The following is an 18,885-nucleotide window of genomic DNA, read 5'->3' on the forward strand; positions in this document are numbered from 1 at the left end:
CAAACCTTAAAAGGGGGTTTTTTGCAAGCCGAATCCTGCCTCAGAGGTTGGTGGAGGGATGTTTCAGGGAACAAAAGTTCCTGAGGCGCCCAATTTTCATCTTGTTGAGGGTGGGCGCGGGAAGCCTGCCTGTTTCACGCTTCCCTGTGCGGAAGCGGCGAGGAATTGCCCCGGAGGCCTTTTCTTCCGGAAGGGGGCTCCCGTCCGGGACAGTCTTTTATCCGCAGATGAAGGGGAGGGAAATGCCTGTTATTTCAAAGGACCCACCGTGATTTTCTGGCACATGGTATGGGTCTGCCCGGAGGCGAGGGGGATGCTGCGCGTGCCGGCATTCCCCACTTCAACGCACAGGAATTTGTTCCAGGATGCCGCGCCCAGGTCCGCCATGTTGTTAGCGCCCTGCTGCCCCGGGTTCCAGACGATGACGGAGGAGGCGTGGTTCCGTTCCACGGTGATAGTGCGGTTCAGCACGAGGTCCTCCAGCACTGTTTTTCCCGAACAGGAGGGGCAGTCGTAGACGCGGTCCAGGCACCCCAGGGGAGCCAGAGGGCGTTCTCCATGCTTCATGGGCTGGGCCGCTTCTTCCCGGAACGGGATGCCGTCCAGCCCGTGAACGCGGCATTTGGTCAGGTTGCCCACGGCAAAGTAGTTGTGGAAGGCTTCCGTGAGCTTGCAGGGCTGCATGCGGGCGGTGGTTTCCAGCTTCATGACCAGCGTGCGGCCCAGCGTCAGGCGCAGGATGGCGGCGGGGTAGGCCTCGTCTTCCGGATAGAAGGCCAGGGAAAGCAGAACGTTCCCCTGCTTGTCCGTCTCCTGGTGGTGGAGGCGCCATTCAGAGATGCGCGCCACGCCGTGGGACGGTGCGTTTTTCCGCGGCCCGAACCACGGCCAGCAGACGGGAATCCCGCCGCGGATGGCCTTGCCGGGAGCAAAGACCGCATTGGGGGAAAGGAAGAGGCATTCCTCCTGTCCCTCCGGCTTCCAGGACGTGAGGTGCGCCCCCTGCAGGCACAGGGAGGCTGTACAGAGCGGTGTTTCCACGTCCAGAAAAGTGATTCCCTGGTCTGTTGCACGCGGAGTGATCATGGCTGGAGGCGTTCGATCGTCCAGGAACCGTTTTCCTGAAGCTTGTACATGAAGCGGTCGTGAACGCGGCCGGGGCCGCCCTGCCAGAATTCAAAGGTGTCCGGAATAATCCGGTAGCCGCCCCAGAAGGAAGGCAGGGGAATTTCCCCCTTGGAGAACTTGTTTTTCAACTCCATCAGCTTCATTTCCAGCAGTTTTCTTCCGGAAATGACGGAGCTTTGCTGGGAGACCCACGCGCCGAGCTGGGATTCCTTGGGACGGGTGAGGAAGTATTTCAGGGATTCCGCACGGGAGACCTTGACGGCTTTTCCGTAAATGATGACCTGGCGTTCCAGCATCACCCAGGGCAGCATCATGCAGACCTGCGGATTTTCCTCAATGTCATGGGCCTTGTGGCTGCCGTAGTTGGTGAAAAAGACAAAGCCCGTCTGGTCAAAGTACTTGAGCAGCACCGTGCGCAGGGACGGCCTCCCCTGCGCGTTCACCGTAGCCAGGGAGAAGGCGTTCGGTTCCGGAATACCCGCTTTCAGGGCCTGCTCAAACCAGGTTTGAAATTGTTCAAAGGGGTTCTCCGCCAGGTCTTTTCTGTGCAGCTGGCCCTTGAGGTATTCTTCTCTGAAATTGGACAGGTCCATGATGGGTTGAAGGATGAATGTTATTCCACGCTGAAATCCAGCCCCAGGTCCAAGGAGGGGGCGGAGTGGGTGACGTAGCCCACGGAGACGAAGTCCACGCCGGATTCCGCAATGGCGGCCACCGTTTCCAGATTGACGCCGCCGCTGGCTTCCAGCAGGGGAGTGGCGCGGTCGCCGCGCAGGGCGACGGCCTGCTTCAGCATTTCCGGCGCCATGTTGTCCAGCAGGATGTGGTCCACCCCTTCCAGCTTGAGGAAGGATTCCACCTGTTCCAGGGTATCCGCTTCCAGCTGGATTTCCACGCCGGGCTTTTCCGCGCGGAGCGTGTTAATGCACTGCTGGAGGTGTTCCGTGTTGCCGTCCGTCATCAGGTGGTTATCCTTCACCATGGCGCGGTCATACAGGCCCATGCGGTGGTTGGTGCCTCCGCCGTGGGCCACGGCGGCTTTCTCCAGCAGGCGGTAGCCGGGAGTGGTCTTGCGGGTGTCCAGGATGCGGGCGCTGGTGTGGGAGACGGCCTTCACGTATTTACGGGTGAGCGTGGCCACGCCGGAAAGGCGCTGGATGAAATTGAGCGCGGTGCGTTCCGCTCCCAGGATGGAGCGGGCGGAGCCTTCAATGAGCATCACCACGGCGCCGGGCGCCACGGCTTCCCCGTCGTGCAGGTACACTTCCACCTTCAGGGAGGGGTCCACCTTGCGGAAGACTTCCGCCGCCACGTTGACGCCGGAAAGAACGCCTTTTTTACGGGGTGTCAAAATGGCTCTGGCGGTCAGGTGTTCCGGGACGAAGTACGTGGAGGTCACATCCCCGGAGCCGAAGTCTTCGGCCAGCGCCAGGTTGATCAGGGTTTCCAGATTGTCGGATACGGGTTCTGCGGGCATGAATGGAAATTGCGGCTTAATATTCGCGGTTGAGAAGGTAATTGGCCAGTTCCACCAGGCGGGTGCGGCGCTCTTCCGGGAAAATCATCAGGGCGTCCAGGGCTGCCTGGGTGCGGCATTTCGCCTCGGAACGGGCTCCGTCCATGCCGATCAGGGCCGGGCAGGTGGATTTCTGCGCGTTCACGTCCTTGCCGGCGGTCTTGCCGAGCTTTTCCGTGGAGGCGGTCAGGTCCAGGATGTCGTCAATGACCTGGAAGGCCAGGCCGAGGTTGTAACCGAAGTCCGTGATGGCTTCCAGCTGGGCTTCCGTGGCGTTTGCGGACATGGCGCCGAAGCGAAGGGCCGTGGTCAGCAGGGCTGCCGTCTTCCCCTCGTACACGGCGCGCACTTCCGGCTCGGAAAGCTGCTTGTGCTCCCCTTCCAGGTCCAGCACCTGGCCGCCGATCAGCATGGTGCTGCCTCCGGTGGCCGCCAGTTCCTTGACGTAATCCCGGACCGTGTAGCGTTCCGTATCGTCCGCCTGGGCGATCACGGCAAAGGCTTCCGTCAGCAGGGCGTCCCCGGCCAGAATGGCGACTCCTTCTCCGAAGGCCTTGTGGCTGGTAGGCTTCCCGCGGCGCAGGTCGTCATTGTCCATGGCCGGCAGGTCGTCATGAATCAGGGAATACGTGTGCATCATCTCCACGGCGCAGGCGGGCACCAGGGCGTCCACCGCCAGGCCGCCGCAGGCTTCCGCGGCCGCCAGGCAAAGAACGGGGCGCATTCTCTTGCCGCCCGCGAACATGCTGTAGCGCATGGCCTTGTGGATGGTTTCAGGCCTTTCGTCCTCAGCGGGCAGGAGCCTGTCCAGCGCGGCGTCAATCAAGGCGCACTGTTCTGTAATATAATCGTTCAGGGATTGTTCTTCACACATGACGTTAAGGAATGGGTGCGGGGATAGTAGATATAGTTCAGCGGCTGACCAGAAGTTCCGCAATCTGTACGGCGTTCAGGGCCGCGCCCTTGCGGACCTGGTCTCCCACGACCCAGAGGGCCAGGGCATTGTCAATGGCCATGTCCGGGCGGATGCGTCCCACATAGCAGGTGTCCCCGTTGGTGCTGTCCAGCGGAGTGGGCCAGACGCCTTCCGCTGGATTGTCCATCAGGGCTACGCCGGGTTTTCCTTCGTAGGCGCTGCGTGCCTCTTCCACGTCTACGGGCTGCTCAAACTGGGCGGTCACGGAGATGGAGTGGGAACGGTACACAGGCACGCGCACACAGGTGCACGTTACCTTGAGCTCCGGCAGGGAAAGGATTTTGCGGCCTTCGTTAAGCATTTTAAGCTCTTCCTTCGTATAGCCGCTTTCCGTGAAGGAGTCGATCTGGGGAAGAAGATTAAAGGCGATCTGGTGCGGATAAACGTTTTTCACCACGGGATGGCCGTCCACCACGGCACGCACCTGGGATTCCAGTTCCGTGATGCCGTGCTGTCCGCTGCCGGAAACCGCCTGGTAACTGGAGGCGATAACGGTTTTCAGGCCGAAGCGCTGGTGCAGGGGGAAGAGCGCCATCAGCGTAATAATGGTGGTGCAGTTCGGGTTGGCGATGATGTTGCGGGGATGGTTGAAAGCCGCTTCCGGATTGATTTCCGGCACCACCAGGGGCACGTCCGGGTCCTGGCGGAAGGCGGAGGAATTGTCAATGACCACGCATCCGGCCGCTGCCGCAATGGGGGCGAACTTCAGGGAAATGCCGCCGCCTGCGCTGAACAGGGCAATGTCCACGCCTTCAAAGGATTTCTCCGTCAATTCTTCCACAGTCAGCATTTCTCCCCGGAAGGCGACCTGTTTTCCGGCGGACCGTGCGGAGGCCAGAAGTTTCAGGGAGCCTACGGGAAAATTGCGGGTTTCCAGGCAGGACAGGATCTCAACGCCCACCGCTCCGGTGGCGCCGACGATGGCAACATGGGGTGCTTGGTTCATGATTGTGTCAGAAAATGGCGGAATTCAGTCCGCATGCGCATGATGATAAAGGTTTTTTCCCAGAAAAGCAATACGGGATCGGCAACAGATGAACAGCGCAGGTTAATATGAAAGGTATAAACAATATTAACTATTTACTGTTAACTGTTGCATGTTTATTTAACCCATTTCCCGACGCCCTCCGGCAGCCTGCCGTCGGAGACGGGGCCGTAGCGCGTTGATTCCATGTTGCCCCAGAGGGGCACGCCCACGATGCGCCTCCACCAGCCGGACATGCTGGCTCCGGTGTAGCAGCCGAAGCTCCAGCAGTCGGACCGCGGGGTGAAAATATCCCGGCGTATCCGGTTCAGGTCCGTCTCATGAATCCATTCCGTGGAGATGGCCATGATGTTATTGCCGTAGTCCAGCATCCACGCAAAGCAATTGGAATGGCCAAAGTAGTAAAAGGACTCCACCGTGTCCCCCCGGAAGCGTGGAGAAGAGTTCAGCGCACGGATGGCCTGATCCGCGCTGTCCACCCAGACAAGCTTGATCCTGTACTTGGAAGCCAGGTCCGCAATCCAGCGGGTATAGGGCTTGCCGTCCTCCCGGCCGCGTGCCGCGTAGCCCGGACGGTAAACGATCCAGGTGATTCTGGCGGAGGGGTCTTTCTGCTGGATCTGGGCAATGCGGATGGTGGAGGCCCGTACAAAGTTGGCCCACCAGTTGTCATGCCTGTCAGGCTGGATTCTGAGCCCTTCCCATTGTCTGAGGGCGGGACCGCCGCACATGACGACGTGGACGGCCTGGGACAGTCCCGTGCCGCCCAGCAACAGGGCCAGAGCAAGAAAAAGGCGTGAAAACATGCCCGCACCCTACCTTTGCTCCCCGTGTCTGTCAACCCGCCGCAGTGTTTTTTAAGGGAACAGACACATATGGAATCCCATGGGATGATTTCCGTTTCCCTTTAGCAATTCACCACATTCACGGCCAGTCCGCCCTGGGCGGTCTCCTTGTACTTGGACTGCATGTCCCTGCCGGTATCCAGCATGGTGCGGATGACCTTGTCCAGCGGAACGAAGTGGGCGCCCGTTCCACCCATGGCGATGCGGGCGGCATTGATCGCCTTAATGGCGGCGATGGCATTGCGTTCAATGCAGGGAATCTGGACAAGCCCCGCGATTGGGTCACAGGTGAGGCCCAGGTTGTGCTCCATGCCTATTTCCGCGGCGTTTTCCACCTGGTGGGGCGTTCCCCCCAGGTACTCCGCAAGAGCCGCCGCGGCCATGGAGCAGGCTACGCCCACCTCCCCCTGGCAGCCTACGTCCGCGCCGGAAATGGAGGCGTTCTTCTTGTACAGGATGGCGATTCCTCCCGCGGTGAGCAGGAAACGGTGAACGGCATCCGGATGCGGGGAAAAACAGAACTTGGTGGCGTAATTGAGCACGGCTGGAACAATCCCCGCCGCTCCGTTGGTGGGCGCAGTGACGATTCGCCCGCCTGCCGCATTTTCCTCGCTCACGGCAATGGCGTACAGGTTGATCCAGTCCATGATGGAAAGAGGGTCTTTCAGGGCCGATTCCCCGTGCACCAGAAGGGATTTGCGCAAGGTCTTGGCCCGGCGCGGCACTTGCAGGACGCCCGGCAGGTTGCCGCGCGCGCTCATGCCGTTGGAAATGGACTGCTTCATGGTGGCCCAGATCAGGTCCAGCTTTTCACGGACCTCCCGTTCCGGGAGCAGGGCGCATTCATTGGCCATGACGATGGAGGAAAGGGGGCATTCCCGTTCATCCGCCATGCGCAGCAGTTCTTCCGCGGATTCATAGGGGAGGGGGAACGGTTCCCGGTCCGGTTCCTCCGGATGCAGCAGTTCCTGCTCGGAAGCGACAAAGCCGCCCCCGGTGGAATAAAACACGGCGTCCTCCACCGGTTCCCCGGCCTGGTTGACGGCGGTGAACAGCATCCCGTTCGGATGCAGGCGCAGGGGCTGGTAGTGGGAAAGGTCCAGGTCCCGGGTGGGGGAGAAACGGACGGTTTTTTCTTCCGTGACGGGGAGCGTTTCCTGCTGGTGCAGGCGCCCGATTTTTCCGGGAATGCTGCGCGGCTCCACCGTATGGGGTTCTTCCCCCAGCAAGCCCAGCATGATGGCCGTGTCTGTGCCGTGCCCGTGCCCGGTAGCCGCCAGGGAGCCGTAGCATTCACAGCGGATGCCCGTGATCTCCGGCAGCCGGGGGGAATGGCGTATCTGTTCCAGAAAGCGGTGCGCCGCCCGCATGGGGCCTACGGTATGGGATGAGGAAGGGCCTATCCCGATGCTGAAAAGCTCAAAAATGCTGTAATGGTGCATGTCCGTTTTCCTGTGGCGGGGTGGGGCCGGAATTTCCTCAGGAATTCCGGCCCGTTCCGAAAGACGGGCTACAGGCCCAGCAGGTAGCGTTCCGCCTCAATGGCGGCGCCGCAGCCCATCCCGGCGGAGGAAATGGCCTGGCGGTAGTGAGGGTCCGCCACGTCTCCGGCGGCGAACAGGCCCGGCGTCCTGGTCGCCATCAGCCCGGCTTCCCGGATGATGTAGCCGGCGTCGTCCCGGTCCACCAGATCCCCCAGGAAAGAGGTATTCGGCGTGTGGCCGATCGCCATGAAGACGCACTTGACGGGAAGTTCCGTTTCATCCCCTTCCACCACATCCTTCAGCATGACGGCTTCCAGTTCTCCCTTGTCGTCCGTCTTGTAGCTTACGATGGTGGAATTCCACATGGGGAAAATCTTTTCATTGGACAGCGTGCGCTCCGCCATGATCCTGGAGGCGCGGAGCGTGTCACGGCGGTGGATCAGGTAAACCCGGGAGGCAAAGCGGGTCAGGAACATGGCCTCTTCACAGGCGCTGTCTCCGCCGCCTACCACGCACACGGGCACGTCACGGTAAAAGGCTCCGTCACAGGTGGCGCAGGCGGTGAGGCCGTGGCCGATGAGGCCTTCTTCTCCGGGAATGCCCAGATAGCGGGCGGAAGCGCCTGTAGCCACGATGACGCTGCGGGCTTCATAATCCTGTCCGCTGGTTTTCACGGTAAACAGCCCGGTGGCTTCATCCTTGACCACGCTCTTGACGTCCTCATACGCAAACCGGGTGCCGAATTTTTCCGCCTGCTGCTGCATCAGGAACATCAGGTCCGGACCCATCACGCCGTCCGGAAAGCCGGGAAAGTTTTCCACTTCCGTGGTGGTGGTCAACTGGCCGCCGATCTGGGAGCCCGTAATAAGGAGGGGGGAGAGATTGGCCCGGGCTGTGTAAATGGCCGCTGTGTAGCCCGCGCATCCTGCGCCGATGATAATGACTTGTTCGCTCATAATACGTGTAAGTGATCGCCGCAATGGTAAAGGGGGAACATCCGTTTTGCCAGTAGATTCTGCGCTATGCGGCGGGTCACGGTCCGGCGGCTCCGGAACGGTTCTTCGCGGGCGGGGAGAAGAGCTGCCTGCACGTATCGATGGCGACGTTTTGCAGCTTCCTGGCCCTGTCTGCGGGAATGCTGCACAGGATCACCCCTTTCAGGGACAGTTTTCCCGGCAGGCCTATGGGAGACTTGCCGAACAGGGTGCAGTACATCACGCAGGCCGCCAGGTAACTGCCTTCCGCCGTGGGGTGCCGGCCATCTGCCTGGTACAGGGGGATGCCGGGATGGCGCTTGAGGCAATTCTCCCAGGCGATGCCCACCGGGGCTACGGCGGCTTTTTCCCGGCGCGCCAGCTCCAGATACGTGTCCAGAAGGGCTTTTTGCTCCTGTGGTTCAGGGCCGCCGGAAGCGCCCTTTCTCCCCCACGTCAGAAACAGGACGGGCATGCCATGGGCGGACCGGACCCGGGCACACCATTTGCCGCCGAATTCCATGGTCCGCTCCGGAGCCACGACGGGAGTGGCGCTCTGGTCCTGGAGAATGATGAAGTCCCACGCCGTCCCTTCCAGCTTTTTACGGGCGGACCCGTCATTCCAGTGGGACTGGAGGGAAGCTGCCGGAGCGGCGTGCATGTGCACGTCCGGCCGCAGCCCCCTGGAATCCGCCATCGCCTTGACCATGGCAGGCATGCGGTTGAAGAACGTATAGCTGTTTCCCAGGAAAAGAATGTGGCTTCCGGGGCGTGCGGGGACACAACGAGGCCAGGGGCTTTCCGCATGCGGCTCTTCCTGCGCCCGGAGGGAACAGGGAAAAGCTGTCCAGGTGAAAAACAGCAGCAGGAAAAATTTTATGCCCGGCATCATGAGTTGAATTTAATCTTAATGTTTCCGGAATGGAACTTCAAACGGATGAAACATGGAGGAAGGGGGAACTATTTCTACACGTTCATAGGCATATCTTCTTATTTTATTTATTGCCAACGGCTTGCATAGCATAATGAAAAAATGATGCATCATTCTGGAAGTGAACGAATTAAGCCGGAACTCCTGCCGCATGACTGGAGAAGTCTTTCCGGGAGTCTTGCCGAAGGAGTGCGGGTGTGGTTGGATAGTGGACATGAAGCCTGAATCGCTGACCAAGCACCGTGTGACGGGGGTGGATGATCCTCTATTCCTGGATTCCCTGGATATTTACCGGACAAGTTTTCCGGTGCACGAACAGAGGCGCATTCAGGATTTCCCGCTGGCGTTCCAAGACCCGGGCTTTTGCTATGAGGTTTTTTTAAACGGGAAAGGCCGGGTTGTCGCCATGCTGGTGAGCTGGCGGCGCGAGGCATTCGTGTATCTGGAATATTTTGCCGTGGATGCCTCCCTGCGCGGCCAGGGCGCCGGACAGAGGATTCTGGAAGAGCTGAGGGATGCTTTCCCCCACAAGGTCATTCTGGAGATTGACCCGCCGGAGGACGAAATTTCACGCCGCCGCCTGGGGTTTTACCAGCGGCACGGCTTTGTGCCCAATCCCCAGTTTGATTACATTCACCCTCCCTATACGGATGAAGGGACTCCTTTCCCACTCCTGCTGATGACGCATGAAACCCTGCTGAATGAGGAAACGTACCGGAGCTTTGTTGATTTCCACCACAATCATGTGGTGGCAAGATAGGCGTTCTTCCGGGAAAAGGTCTTTGGGCTCGTCCGCTTACCCTCGTGGGGTTTTTTGCGGGTAGGGGCTTTTTATTTCATTATTGCCGTATGATATCGTTTCCTATAATTCAACCTGCCGGGAACGTTGAGTATCATGAATGAAGACTCTGACAACGGATAACAAATCCGGTGTCAAGCGTGGATTTTGATGAATAAAGATTTATCTTCCTTTCAAAAAGAGGATTTATCTTCCCTGAATCCATTCCTTAAAAAGGAGAATGCCTATTGTTTATTGAAAATCAAAGTTTTTTAATGGATTTTATCTGTTTTTATTAAAACACCGGATTTGTTATCCGCTTCAGTAGTCACATGTTGAACCCTCATGGTCATTTAATATTCAAGGGAGCAGCGGTTGCGGCGGCTTTGTGCCTGGTTTCCGGCGCGGAGGCTGCTTCCCTGCTGTACGGACTGGATTTCAACCAGCTTGGGAGTAACCAGAGCCTGGTCAATTTGGGAAGCGGGTCCACAGCCATTTCAAAAACTACCGGTTATATGAACTGGAGCAATGCGATTATGCCCATGCCGGACGGCGGTTATTCCCATTGCCCCAACGGAGGGACATTCAATATTACGAGTTCCGACGGCATTGACGGTCTGAATTTTTCCACCGGCTTCAGCGTGGGCATCCACATGTATTACAGTTCTTCCAATGCGGACTGGAAGGACGCTTTTTCCATGACCATTGCAGGCACGACCATCCGGGTGGAAATGACGGCTGCCAACAGATGGGTGATTTATAATGGCGCAGGCATTGGAATCGCGGATGGAACCGAACTGTTTGCCGCCAATGACAATGAATGGAATTACCTTGGGCTGACGTTTAAGGGAAATGAGATGCAGGTTTACCACGATGGCGAGCTCGTTAAAACGGTGACGACCGGTCTTTCCGATGATTCCAAAGTGACCAGCATTAAGGGCAGCGGAGAGCACAATACCGCGGCCAACGGCCTTTTCGTCGACAACCTGGCCGTGTATGACGGCGTGTTGAACGGAGATGATTTTGCTTACCTGAATACGCATGATATGCCCTTGTCCATTCCGGAACCGGCTACCGCAACGCTGGGGCTTATGGGGCTGGCGGCTCTCCTGGTGCGCCGCAAACGCGCGTGAGCCTGAATTTTTTGAATAAAAGAGCCGTTCCGCAGAAATGCAGAACGGCTCTTTTTGTCTGTAAATGAAGTGTGGCAGGGAGCTGCAGGATTTCCGGAACGGCGGAGTAATCAGTTCCACGCCCGGTCCACGGCTTCCTGCGCTTCCGGGTCAAGGTGTTTGGATAGCCGTTCCCTCATGCGCAGCCTGTATTCCGGAATGCTCCAGGAGTGGAGCGGCTGGACGGCGGAGTTTGTGAATTGCCAGGAGGGGACGGGCACTACCACATCCATGACTTCCGTTGCCCTGGCCGGCATTCCGGCCAGTACCACGGCAATGGCGGAGGAAAGTTCCGGATGCCTATCCAGAACGTCCAGCAGCCATCCGCAACCCACGTCCGTGGGAATGGCTTCCGTTCCAGCCAGCAGGTCCGCAAGGCGCCCGGAAGGAAGTTTGTTGGATATGGAAGCCAGATAAGGCGCAAACCGCATGTCCCCCAGGCTCATCAGGGCATCCAGGGCCGGAGCCATTCCGGCCTGCCCGGGGAGCGGAGCCGCACAGATGATATTCACCAGTCCGGCAATTCCGGGGAAGCGTTCCTCCGGCTTCGGGGCGGCCAGCGTGTAGATCAGGAAGGCGGCCTGACGGCGGATGTCCGGGGCTGCGTCCGTCATGGCAAAGGGCAGGAGCGCCCGCCAGCCGTCCCCCTTGCGCTGGCGGATGAAGGAGGCCAGTTGAAGCGCGCATTTGCGCCGCGCGTCCGGCGCGCAGCAGGATTGGAAGATGTTGTAAATGGTAACGCCTTCTTCTTCCCTGCCTGTTTCATTGCAGGTAACCAGCCCGTAGGCGATCATGGCCAGCGGCCATTGGTCCGGACCGATTTCATCCCTGCGGGAGGGATCCATAACGAGGGCGGCAAGCCGCTTGATTTCCGACAAAGAACTGGTTTGATCCTGAAAAAGGCCCATGTCCGCATGATAGCCCGCAGCAGGAGCCTGCCAAGGAAAAAAGCCGTGGTTTCATGCCACCCGCGTTCACGGCCTCCGTTCCGTTCCCGGTGCGCTAGCGGGCGGAGACTTTTTCCATATTGTCCGCAACCAGGGCAGCCAGTTCTTCCTCCTTCATGGAGAGGGCTTGTGCAGCGCGCCGGTAAAGCTCCGGAAGGGCCTCCGGGTGTTCGTCGGATTCCAGGGCCAGGCGCTGGCGCGGGATGGAGGACAGGATGCCGGGGCGTTCCATCTCCCGCAGGCCCACGGACAGGAGCCAGTTGCCGGAAGGAAGCTGTGCCGCGGGATTCAGGGCCCCTGTCCACCCGTGGAGTACGGCTTTCAGCGCAGGGAATTCTGCCAGGATACCGGCCAGTGTTCCCCACGCGCGGCAGCAGTGCAGGGTGGCGGGGCGGTCCAGGCGCACGGCCAGCTCCAGGTGTTGTTTCAGCGCTTCCTTCTGCACGGGCAGTCCCGGAATGCCCCGGCGGCATTTGTCCAGCCCCGTTTCTCCAATTCCTGCACGGGGGAAACGGCGCAGGAAGGATTCCAGCAGACGCATTTCCTCCTGCCAGGTATCCGGATTCAGGCGCCACGGATGAATGCCGAAGAAGGGGGTGACGTTTTCATCCCCTTCCGCCAGCAGGGCCGCCTGTTCCCAGTCCGCCGGGCAGGTTCCGCAGATGAAGCGGGGGCCCGCGCCGGGTATGGCCGGGGCCGGGTGGGTGTGGGCGTCCGGCAGGTTCATCATGTATTAGTGGGACAGCGTGGGAGCCTCCACGGGTTCAATAATATCAAAACTCTGTTTTGCCAGGCGCACCGCGGCGGCGCCCGTTTCCATTTCGTCATGGATGACGTTGGTGATGCCCGCGTGATGCAGTAAGGCCACTTCCGACCGGAATTTGGCGCGTGCAATCACCGTAATATCCGCGTTGACGCCCTTGATCTGCATGTAGGTGGACAGGGCCGGGGCGGGGTCCGGGAACGTGAAGGCAATGAGCCGCGCGGTGCGGATGCCCGCCAGGTCCATGGTGATCTGGTGCTGGATGTCACCCAGGAAGGCCAGATGGCCTTCGTTGAGCAGGGTTTTCACGGTGTCCGCGTTCAGGTCAATGATGATGCTGGGAATGCCGTACTGGGACAGGCTTTCATGCAGCCGCCTCCCTACCGGGCCGTAGCCGCAGATGATGGCGTGGTCCTTGATTCCCTCCACGCGCGTGATCATGGTTTCCACGCTGAGGCGTTCCCGTTTTGTTTTCAGGCCGGGAATGCGCACCAGCAGGGGGGTGAGCTTCCGCGCCGCCTTCATCAGCAGGGGCGTCATGCCCATGGAGACGGCGGCGATGGCGTACACATTGGTGGTCACCAGCGCCGGAATGGGGGTGATCTCCTGCATGAAGGGGATGAGCACCAGGGAGAATTCCCCCACGTTGGTCAGCGCGGTGGAGGCCATGATGCCCATGCGGCCGGGGATTTTCAGGAAGCTTGCGGCCACGATGCAGGCCACGAATTTGATGGCCAGGACAAAGGCGGCGAAGGTAGCCACATGGCCGAGATGTTCCCACAGGTCGTCAATGTCAATCAGCAGCCCGGCGGAGACGAAGAAGATGGTCAGGAAAAGGTCCTTGAAGGGGAGCACTTCACTGAGGACGCGGTGGCTGTAGTAGGAACTGCTGACGAAGAGCCCGGCGGTGAAGGCCCCCAGGGCGATGCTCAGGCCCAGCAGGCTGGCCAGCATGGCGATGCCGGAACAGATGGCGAACACCATCAGGGTGAAGAGTTCCCGGCTCTTGGTCCGGGCCACGGCCAGCATGATGCGCGGGAGCAGGTAATGGCCGATCAGCCATGCGGCGCCCAGGAAGACCAGCCCCCGCAGCACGGCCATGCCAATGTTGAGCGCGGTTGCCCATGAGTTGGGGGAGGCGGCGAATATCTGGGGCATGATGGCCACCAGCATGATGGCGGCAATATCCTGGAACAGGGCGATGCCCACCGCCATTTTGGCTCCAGACGTTCCGCTGAGGCCGAATTCCTGGAAGGATTTCAGCGCCACCGCCGTGGAGGAAAGGCCCATGATGGCCCCTACCGTCAGGGAATGGCTCATGTCCATGCCCGTAGCATAATGAAGGCCCAGGCCGAATGCGGCGGTACAGATGAACATCTGGATGCCCCCGCCGACCAGGGCCGTTTTCCGCAGGTGCCTGAGTTCGTCTATGGAAAATTCCAGCCCCAGCGTGAACATGAGCAGGATAATGCCCACCTCGGAAAGCGCCTGGATGCTGACATCGGAATTGGGGATGTGGTCCAGAATGCCGCAGTTGGCCAGGATCACCCCGCAGATAAAGTAGCCCGCCAGCAGGGATTGCCGGAAATGGGCCAGAACCAGGGCAATCGCAATAATGCCCATGAAGACGACGGTCAGCAGGGTGAAGAAGGGAGGCGCGGCATTGGGGCCTCCGGAAGCCAGCAGAGAGAGAACCATGGCGGTCGGAAAGGGAGGCTAGGGAATGGTGATGAGATTGATTTCAGGCGGGCAGTTGAATCGGCCCGGTCCCATGTAGCCTATGCCGCGGGTGACAAAGACCTGCCTGCCTTCATAGGGATAAAAGCCGGAGTACATCGTTTCCCCTTCCGAGGTCAGCAGGGGGGAGGAAGAGAAGGGCAGCCTGATCTGGCCGCCGTGGGTGTGCCCGGAAAGCATCAAGTCCCAGCGGTAGGCGCCCAGCAGTTCCCTCCCCTTGGGGTTATGGGAAAGGACGATGGTCGGCATGGCGGATTCTTCCGCAAAGGCACGCGGGCTCATGCACCGCTCCGGAAAGAAGTCTCCTTCCCGCACGTCCCCCAGCCCCACCAGCTTGAATTCCGCGTTCCCCAGCCTGGGAATGGTGACGAAGGCGGCGGAATTCCTGAGCAGGGTGAAGCCGCCTTCCTTCAGAATACGCTCCACGTTGTCCGCCAGGGCCATGTCGTGATTGCCCAGGCACGCGTAGGCAGGGGCGATGGAGGAGAGTTTCTTCATCTGCGTGATGTAGTCCCCCGCATGGGTAGCCCGCAGAAAATCCGTGTAAAGATCCCCCAGGAACACAATCATGTCAGGCTTGGCCTGTTCTGCCATGCGCGCCGCTTTTTCCAGCATGGGAAGGTTGGTGTGGACGTCTGACAGCACCAGGATGCGCAGCCCGGAAAGGCCTGGAACGCAGTCCGCGGGAGCGGTGTTTTCATTCAATTCCAAATGGTTGGCCTCCCAGTGCATGTAGGAGGCCAGCAGGGAACCCAGCAGAATGACTGCCGCGGCTGCGTACAGGAGCTTGCGGAGCAGGGAGTGTTTTTTGGCGGGGGTAGAGTCCGTGGTCATGATTGGGCGGGATTGAGAATAGCCAGTTCCGGAAGGGTAAACAAGCCGTTGCGGCGCACCAGCGCGCCGTCCAGGTAGATATCCCCTCCTCCGGCCTCTTCCGTCTGGATGCACACCATGTCCCAGTGAATGCGGGACTGGTTGCCATTGTCCGCCACGTGGTAGGCCTGTCCCGGCGTCAGGTGGAAGGAACCGGAGATTTTTTCATCAAACAGGATGTTGCGCATGGGGCGGGTGATGGCCGGATTGACGCCGAAGGCGAATTCCCCCAGCCGCCGCGCGCCGGGGTCCGTGTCCAGGATGGCGTTGAGCTCCGCGGTCTTGTCTCCCGCTTCCGCTTGCACGACCAGGCCGTTTTCCAGCGTCAGGCGGATGTTGTCAAAGGGAATTCCCTGGAACAGGCTGGGGGTGTTGAAAGAAATGCTGCCGTTGGCGCTGTCGATGACGGGTGCGGTAAACACCTCCCCGTCCGGCAGGTTGCATTCCCCCGCGCAGGGGATGGCGGGCAGCCCCTTGATGGAAAAGGAAATGTCCGTTCCGGGACCGGTGATGCGCACATGTTCCGCCGCCTCCATCATGGCGGCCAGCTTCTGCATGGCGGGACGCAGGGCGGCGTAATCCATCAGGCAGGTGCGGAAATAAAAATCCTCAAACTCCTCCGTGCTCATGGAGGCCTGCTGGGCCATTCCTTCAGACGGCCAGCGCAGCCCGCACCACCGCGTGTGGCGGATGCGCCTCTGGGAAACCGGATTCATGGCCTTCATGGCAACGGCCATATTCCGCTGGGGAACGGAAGACAATTCAAAAGCATTCCCCCCGCCGCGGATTTCAATATAGGCGTCCATCTCTTCCATTTCCGCCAGGCGGTGGCGGCTGATGATGCCGTATTGTTCTTCCGTGGCTCCGGAAAGCATTTCCCGGTTCAGCCGGGACTGGTTCAGGCGCAGGAAGGGCAGGGCGCCCGCGGCGTGCACCTCCCGGATGAGGGCTATTCCCATTTCCTCCGGAATATCCGTTAATTCCAGCAGAACCCGGTCTCCCGGACGCAGGGAAGTGGAATACCCTGCAAGCTGGGCCGCCAGGGCCTGAAAACGGGTGTCTGTCATGCCCTTATTAGGCGAATACCGGCGCCTTTTTGTCAAGCCGGAGACTTGCCACAGGCAAAAAACTGTGGTTTCATCCCCCGGATGTCCAGATTGCCCAAATTAGGAATACTCGGTTCCGGTTCCGGTTCCAACTGCCAGTCCATTTATGACGCCATCCGGTCCGGCGCCCTGCGGGCGGAAATAGCCGTGGTGATGTCTGACAATCCGGACGCGTACATTCTGGAACGCGCCCGTTCCTGGGGCATTCCGGCGGAGGTGATCGACTGCGCGGGATTCAAAACCCGGTTTCCTGATGAATCCCAGGCCGCCGTCGCCGCGCGGCTGAAGGAATACGGCGTGGACTGCGTATGCCTGGCCGGATTCATGCGCCTGGTGAAGCATCCGCTGTTGAAAGAGTTTCCTTCCCGCATTCTGAACATCCATCCCTCCCTTCTCCCCTCCTTCCCCGGGCTTCACGCCTGGGAGCAGGCCGTGAATGCCGGTGCGGCGGAAAGCGGCTGCACGGTTCATTACGTGGATGACGGCATGGATACCGGCCCCATCCTGGGGCAGGCGCGCGTGCCGGTGCTGCCGGGAGACACTCCGGAAAGCCTGCACTCCCGCATTCAGGAGCAGGAGCATACCCTTTATCCCGCCATGATCGCCCGCGTTCTGGAAACGCTGGCATAACCCGCTGCGCTTTTTGGCGGGAGGACTCCGGAACGCGGATGACAGGATGACTGATTCTCTTGTCTTGTTCTGTGAACGGAATCCGTTAAAAAGGTGTCCTCTTTTCAAACAAAGGATAAAAACAACCATGAAGATGAACCCTTCCATCGCCCTGTTTGCCGTTTCCGCCCTTCTGGCGGGTGTGGCGGGCGCGCAAGAAAAGGCTGCTGAAACTCCGGCGGCTGACCAACCCAAACAAGAGAAAGAAATTACTGTGTCTCCCGAACAGATGAAAAAGGACCTGGGCTATTTTCTGGGTTTCCAGAGCGGCCAGCAGCTCGGCTCCATTCCCACCCTTACTTTTGATGACCTGGACCAGGAATCCTTCCTGCAGGGCATTAAAGACGGCATGGTCCGCAAGCCCGCCAAGGACCAGGAACAGCTGAAGCCCGCCCTGGACGCGTTCCAGAAGCAGATTGACGAACGTATCTCCGCCAAGGCCAAGGCCAACCTGGAAGCCAGCAAGAAGTTCATGGAGGAAAACGGCAAGAAGGAAGGTGTTACCACCACGAAGTCCGGCCTTCAGTACAAGGTGGTGAACAAGGGCGGCGAAGAAAAATTTGATGAAAAGAAGTTCAAGAACCCCATGTTCAAGGTGAAGTACAAGGGCACGCTGCTGGACGGCACCGTGTTTGACGACACCAAGGGCAAGGATGTGGAACTTCCCCTCCAGGTTATCCCCGGCTTTGCGGAAGCGCTGACCACCATGCCCGTCGGCTCCAAGTGGATCGTGTACATCCCTTCCGAGCTGGCCTACGGTGAAAACACCCCCGGCGCTCCGATCGAACCCAATTCCCCCCTCATCTTTGATCTGGAACTGGACGGCATTTCCGAAGCCCCGGCTCCCCAGGGCGGTCCCATGAGCATTTCTCCGGAACAGCTTCAGGAGATGCTCAAGCAGCAGAGCGGCGGACAGCAGCAATAAGGTAAGATTTCCAAGCCAGGGCCGTTCCCGTGAGGGGACGGCCTTTTTGTTTTTGCAGGTACCGCCTTCATCAGGAGGGTGAACGGCCAATCTGGGAATTTATAATCCTTCTTCTTCTTTAAATTTCCATATCTTGCTTGTATTAAGATTATTGCATTAATAATTATTGAAATGGATGGAAAGATAGTTTAAAGAAGCCTGTTTTATTCCCCTTCATGATTTGCTTAAGGAGAGTCATTAACGAAAATAGGCTTGCCAACGGATTATAAATCCGGGTATTACTGGTCATAATATCATTGATACAATATGAGACTTCATCTCCCTCCTTCTTTGCGTTCCGCCCTTCTTGCATCCCTGGTTTCCTTCTCCGGTTTTTACTCTTACTCCCATGCCGCCACATCGGCGGATTTCTGGCAGGCTCCTACGTTTGGCGGTCCTGATTTTACGTGGACGGGGGCAGGGGAAGGCGATGCCGTAGATACGGCGGGCAACTGGGAAGGGGACGCCGCCCCCTCCCGCCAGGAGGATAAGGGCCCACATTTGATTTTTAATGATGTAGACGTTACGGTTACGGGCACTCCTCCCAACACTTCGGATGGCGGCGGCATCTCCGTGACGGGGAACAGCAATGTGTCCGTTGGCCTGGGACAATGGGGCGGCAGTGTTTACGTAGGCGCCGGATCCACTCTTTCCACCACCTTCAGCAACCAGATCAAGAGCATGGAGGCAGAGGGGCACGCTAATATTTATGTGGACGGCACGCTGAACCTGACCACGCCGGGAGGCAATCTCAACTTTGACAACGGTACCGGTTCCGGCAGCCACTACTGGCACATCGGGCTTGACGGGATGATCAACCTGTCAAATACCACTACAGTGACCAAGAATGACCGGACGTGGAATGTAGAGGTAGTGGTTGCGGGCGCCATGGAAGCGCTGACGGTTACCAACCGCGAGCTGGTGGACGATGCCCTGCTGACCCGCTATTTCATGTCCACCGGGGCTGATCTGGGGGCTTCCCTGGATTCCCTTCTTATTTGGAAGCAAACCGGGGAGGACACCTATGAGGCATTGAC

At 59.2% G+C, this 18,885-nt stretch carries 18 protein-coding genes; 4 read left to right on the plus strand and 14 right to left on the minus strand.

Going from position 1 to position 18,885, the window contains the following annotated elements:
- Positions 1 to 249 precede the first annotated feature (249 nt).
- The 9 genes from CXU21_RS07955 to CXU21_RS07995 form a co-directional block, all read right to left on the minus strand.
- Positions 250 to 1,086, minus strand: coding sequence for a D-hexose-6-phosphate mutarotase (locus CXU21_RS07955; RefSeq protein WP_102715497.1), 837 nt, complete (start codon positions 1,084 to 1,086; stop codon positions 250 to 252).
- On the minus strand, positions 1,083 to 1,721 hold the full coding sequence (pdxH, locus tag CXU21_RS07960; RefSeq protein ID WP_102725656.1) for a pyridoxamine 5'-phosphate oxidase: 639 nt from the start codon (positions 1,719 to 1,721) through the stop codon (positions 1,083 to 1,085). Before pdxH ends, CXU21_RS07955 begins: the two co-directional genes overlap by 4 nt.
- Before the next feature lie 20 nt (positions 1,722 to 1,741).
- Positions 1,742 to 2,605, minus strand: a complete 864-nt coding sequence (nadC, locus tag CXU21_RS07965; RefSeq protein WP_102715501.1) for a carboxylating nicotinate-nucleotide diphosphorylase — start codon at positions 2,603 to 2,605, stop codon at positions 1,742 to 1,744.
- A gap of 16 nt (positions 2,606 to 2,621) precedes the next feature.
- Positions 2,622 to 3,518, minus strand: a complete 897-nt coding sequence (locus CXU21_RS07970; RefSeq protein ID WP_102715503.1) for a polyprenyl synthetase family protein — start codon at positions 3,516 to 3,518, stop codon at positions 2,622 to 2,624.
- A gap of 37 nt (positions 3,519 to 3,555) precedes the next feature.
- Complete coding sequence (locus tag CXU21_RS07975) at positions 3,556 to 4,566, minus strand: aspartate-semialdehyde dehydrogenase (RefSeq protein ID WP_102715505.1); 1,011 nt, start codon at positions 4,564 to 4,566, stop codon at positions 3,556 to 3,558.
- Positions 4,567 to 4,721: 155 nt separating this feature from the next.
- Entirely contained in the window at positions 4,722 to 5,411 is a 690-nt protein-coding gene (locus tag CXU21_RS07980; protein ID WP_102725657.1) for a hypothetical protein, read from the minus strand.
- A 101-nt stretch (positions 5,412 to 5,512) separates the two neighbouring features.
- Positions 5,513 to 6,892 (minus strand): L-serine ammonia-lyase, encoded by a 1,380-nt coding sequence (locus CXU21_RS07985; RefSeq protein WP_102716027.1) that lies wholly within the window; start codon positions 6,890 to 6,892, stop codon positions 5,513 to 5,515.
- A gap of 68 nt (positions 6,893 to 6,960) precedes the next feature.
- Positions 6,961 to 7,890, minus strand: a complete 930-nt coding sequence (gene trxB / locus CXU21_RS07990; protein ID WP_102715509.1) for a thioredoxin-disulfide reductase — start codon at positions 7,888 to 7,890, stop codon at positions 6,961 to 6,963.
- A gap of 76 nt (positions 7,891 to 7,966) precedes the next feature.
- Positions 7,967 to 8,800, minus strand: coding sequence for an SGNH/GDSL hydrolase family protein (locus CXU21_RS07995; RefSeq protein ID WP_102725658.1), 834 nt, complete (start codon positions 8,798 to 8,800; stop codon positions 7,967 to 7,969).
- Positions 8,801 to 9,053: 253 nt separating this feature from the next.
- On the opposite strand from CXU21_RS07995, the gene CXU21_RS08000 reads away from it, so the two are divergent.
- Positions 9,054 to 9,599 carry a GNAT family N-acetyltransferase gene (locus tag CXU21_RS08000; RefSeq protein WP_180972719.1) on the plus strand — a complete coding sequence of 182 codons (546 nt, stop codon included), beginning with the start codon at positions 9,054 to 9,056 and terminating at the stop codon, positions 9,597 to 9,599.
- 350 nt (positions 9,600 to 9,949) lie between these two features.
- Entirely contained in the window at positions 9,950 to 10,750 is an 801-nt protein-coding gene (locus CXU21_RS08005; RefSeq protein ID WP_102725660.1) for a LamG-like jellyroll fold domain-containing protein, read from the plus strand.
- Positions 10,751 to 10,860: 110 nt separating this feature from the next.
- Here CXU21_RS08005 and CXU21_RS08010 read toward each other — a convergent pair whose 3' ends face one another.
- The 5 genes from CXU21_RS08010 to CXU21_RS08030 form a co-directional block, all read right to left on the minus strand.
- Positions 10,861 to 11,697, minus strand: a complete 837-nt coding sequence (locus tag CXU21_RS08010; protein WP_180972720.1) for a hypothetical protein — start codon at positions 11,695 to 11,697, stop codon at positions 10,861 to 10,863.
- A 94-nt stretch (positions 11,698 to 11,791) separates the two neighbouring features.
- Complete coding sequence (locus CXU21_RS08015) at positions 11,792 to 12,466, minus strand: TatD family hydrolase (RefSeq protein ID WP_102725662.1); 675 nt, start codon at positions 12,464 to 12,466, stop codon at positions 11,792 to 11,794.
- Between the two features lie 3 nt (positions 12,467 to 12,469).
- Positions 12,470 to 14,197: a cation:proton antiporter gene (locus CXU21_RS08020; RefSeq protein ID WP_102725663.1), complete on the minus strand. Its 1,728-nt coding sequence runs from the start codon at positions 14,195 to 14,197 to the stop codon at positions 12,470 to 12,472.
- 18 nt (positions 14,198 to 14,215) lie between these two features.
- Positions 14,216 to 15,070 (minus strand): phosphodiesterase YaeI, encoded by an 855-nt coding sequence (gene yaeI, locus CXU21_RS08025; RefSeq protein WP_102725664.1) that lies wholly within the window; start codon positions 15,068 to 15,070, stop codon positions 14,216 to 14,218.
- Complete coding sequence (locus CXU21_RS08030; RefSeq protein WP_102725665.1) at positions 15,067 to 16,176, minus strand: aminopeptidase; 1,110 nt, start codon at positions 16,174 to 16,176, stop codon at positions 15,067 to 15,069. The genes yaeI and CXU21_RS08030 overlap by 4 nt, the downstream gene beginning before the upstream one ends.
- A gap of 81 nt (positions 16,177 to 16,257) precedes the next feature.
- Here CXU21_RS08030 and purN point away from each other — a divergent pair, with 81 nt between their 5' ends.
- Positions 16,258 to 16,845, plus strand: a complete 588-nt coding sequence (purN, locus tag CXU21_RS08035; RefSeq protein ID WP_102715527.1) for a phosphoribosylglycinamide formyltransferase — start codon at positions 16,258 to 16,260, stop codon at positions 16,843 to 16,845.
- A gap of 127 nt (positions 16,846 to 16,972) precedes the next feature.
- Positions 16,973 to 17,809 carry an FKBP-type peptidyl-prolyl cis-trans isomerase N-terminal domain-containing protein gene (locus CXU21_RS08040; protein ID WP_180972721.1) on the plus strand — a complete coding sequence of 279 codons (837 nt, stop codon included), beginning with the start codon at positions 16,973 to 16,975 and terminating at the stop codon, positions 17,807 to 17,809.
- The last annotated feature ends 1,076 nt before the right edge of the window (positions 17,810 to 18,885 follow it).

The organism is Akkermansia muciniphila, assembly GCF_002884975.1.
Lineage (GTDB): Bacteria > Verrucomicrobiota > Verrucomicrobiia > Verrucomicrobiales > Akkermansiaceae > Akkermansia > Akkermansia muciniphila_C.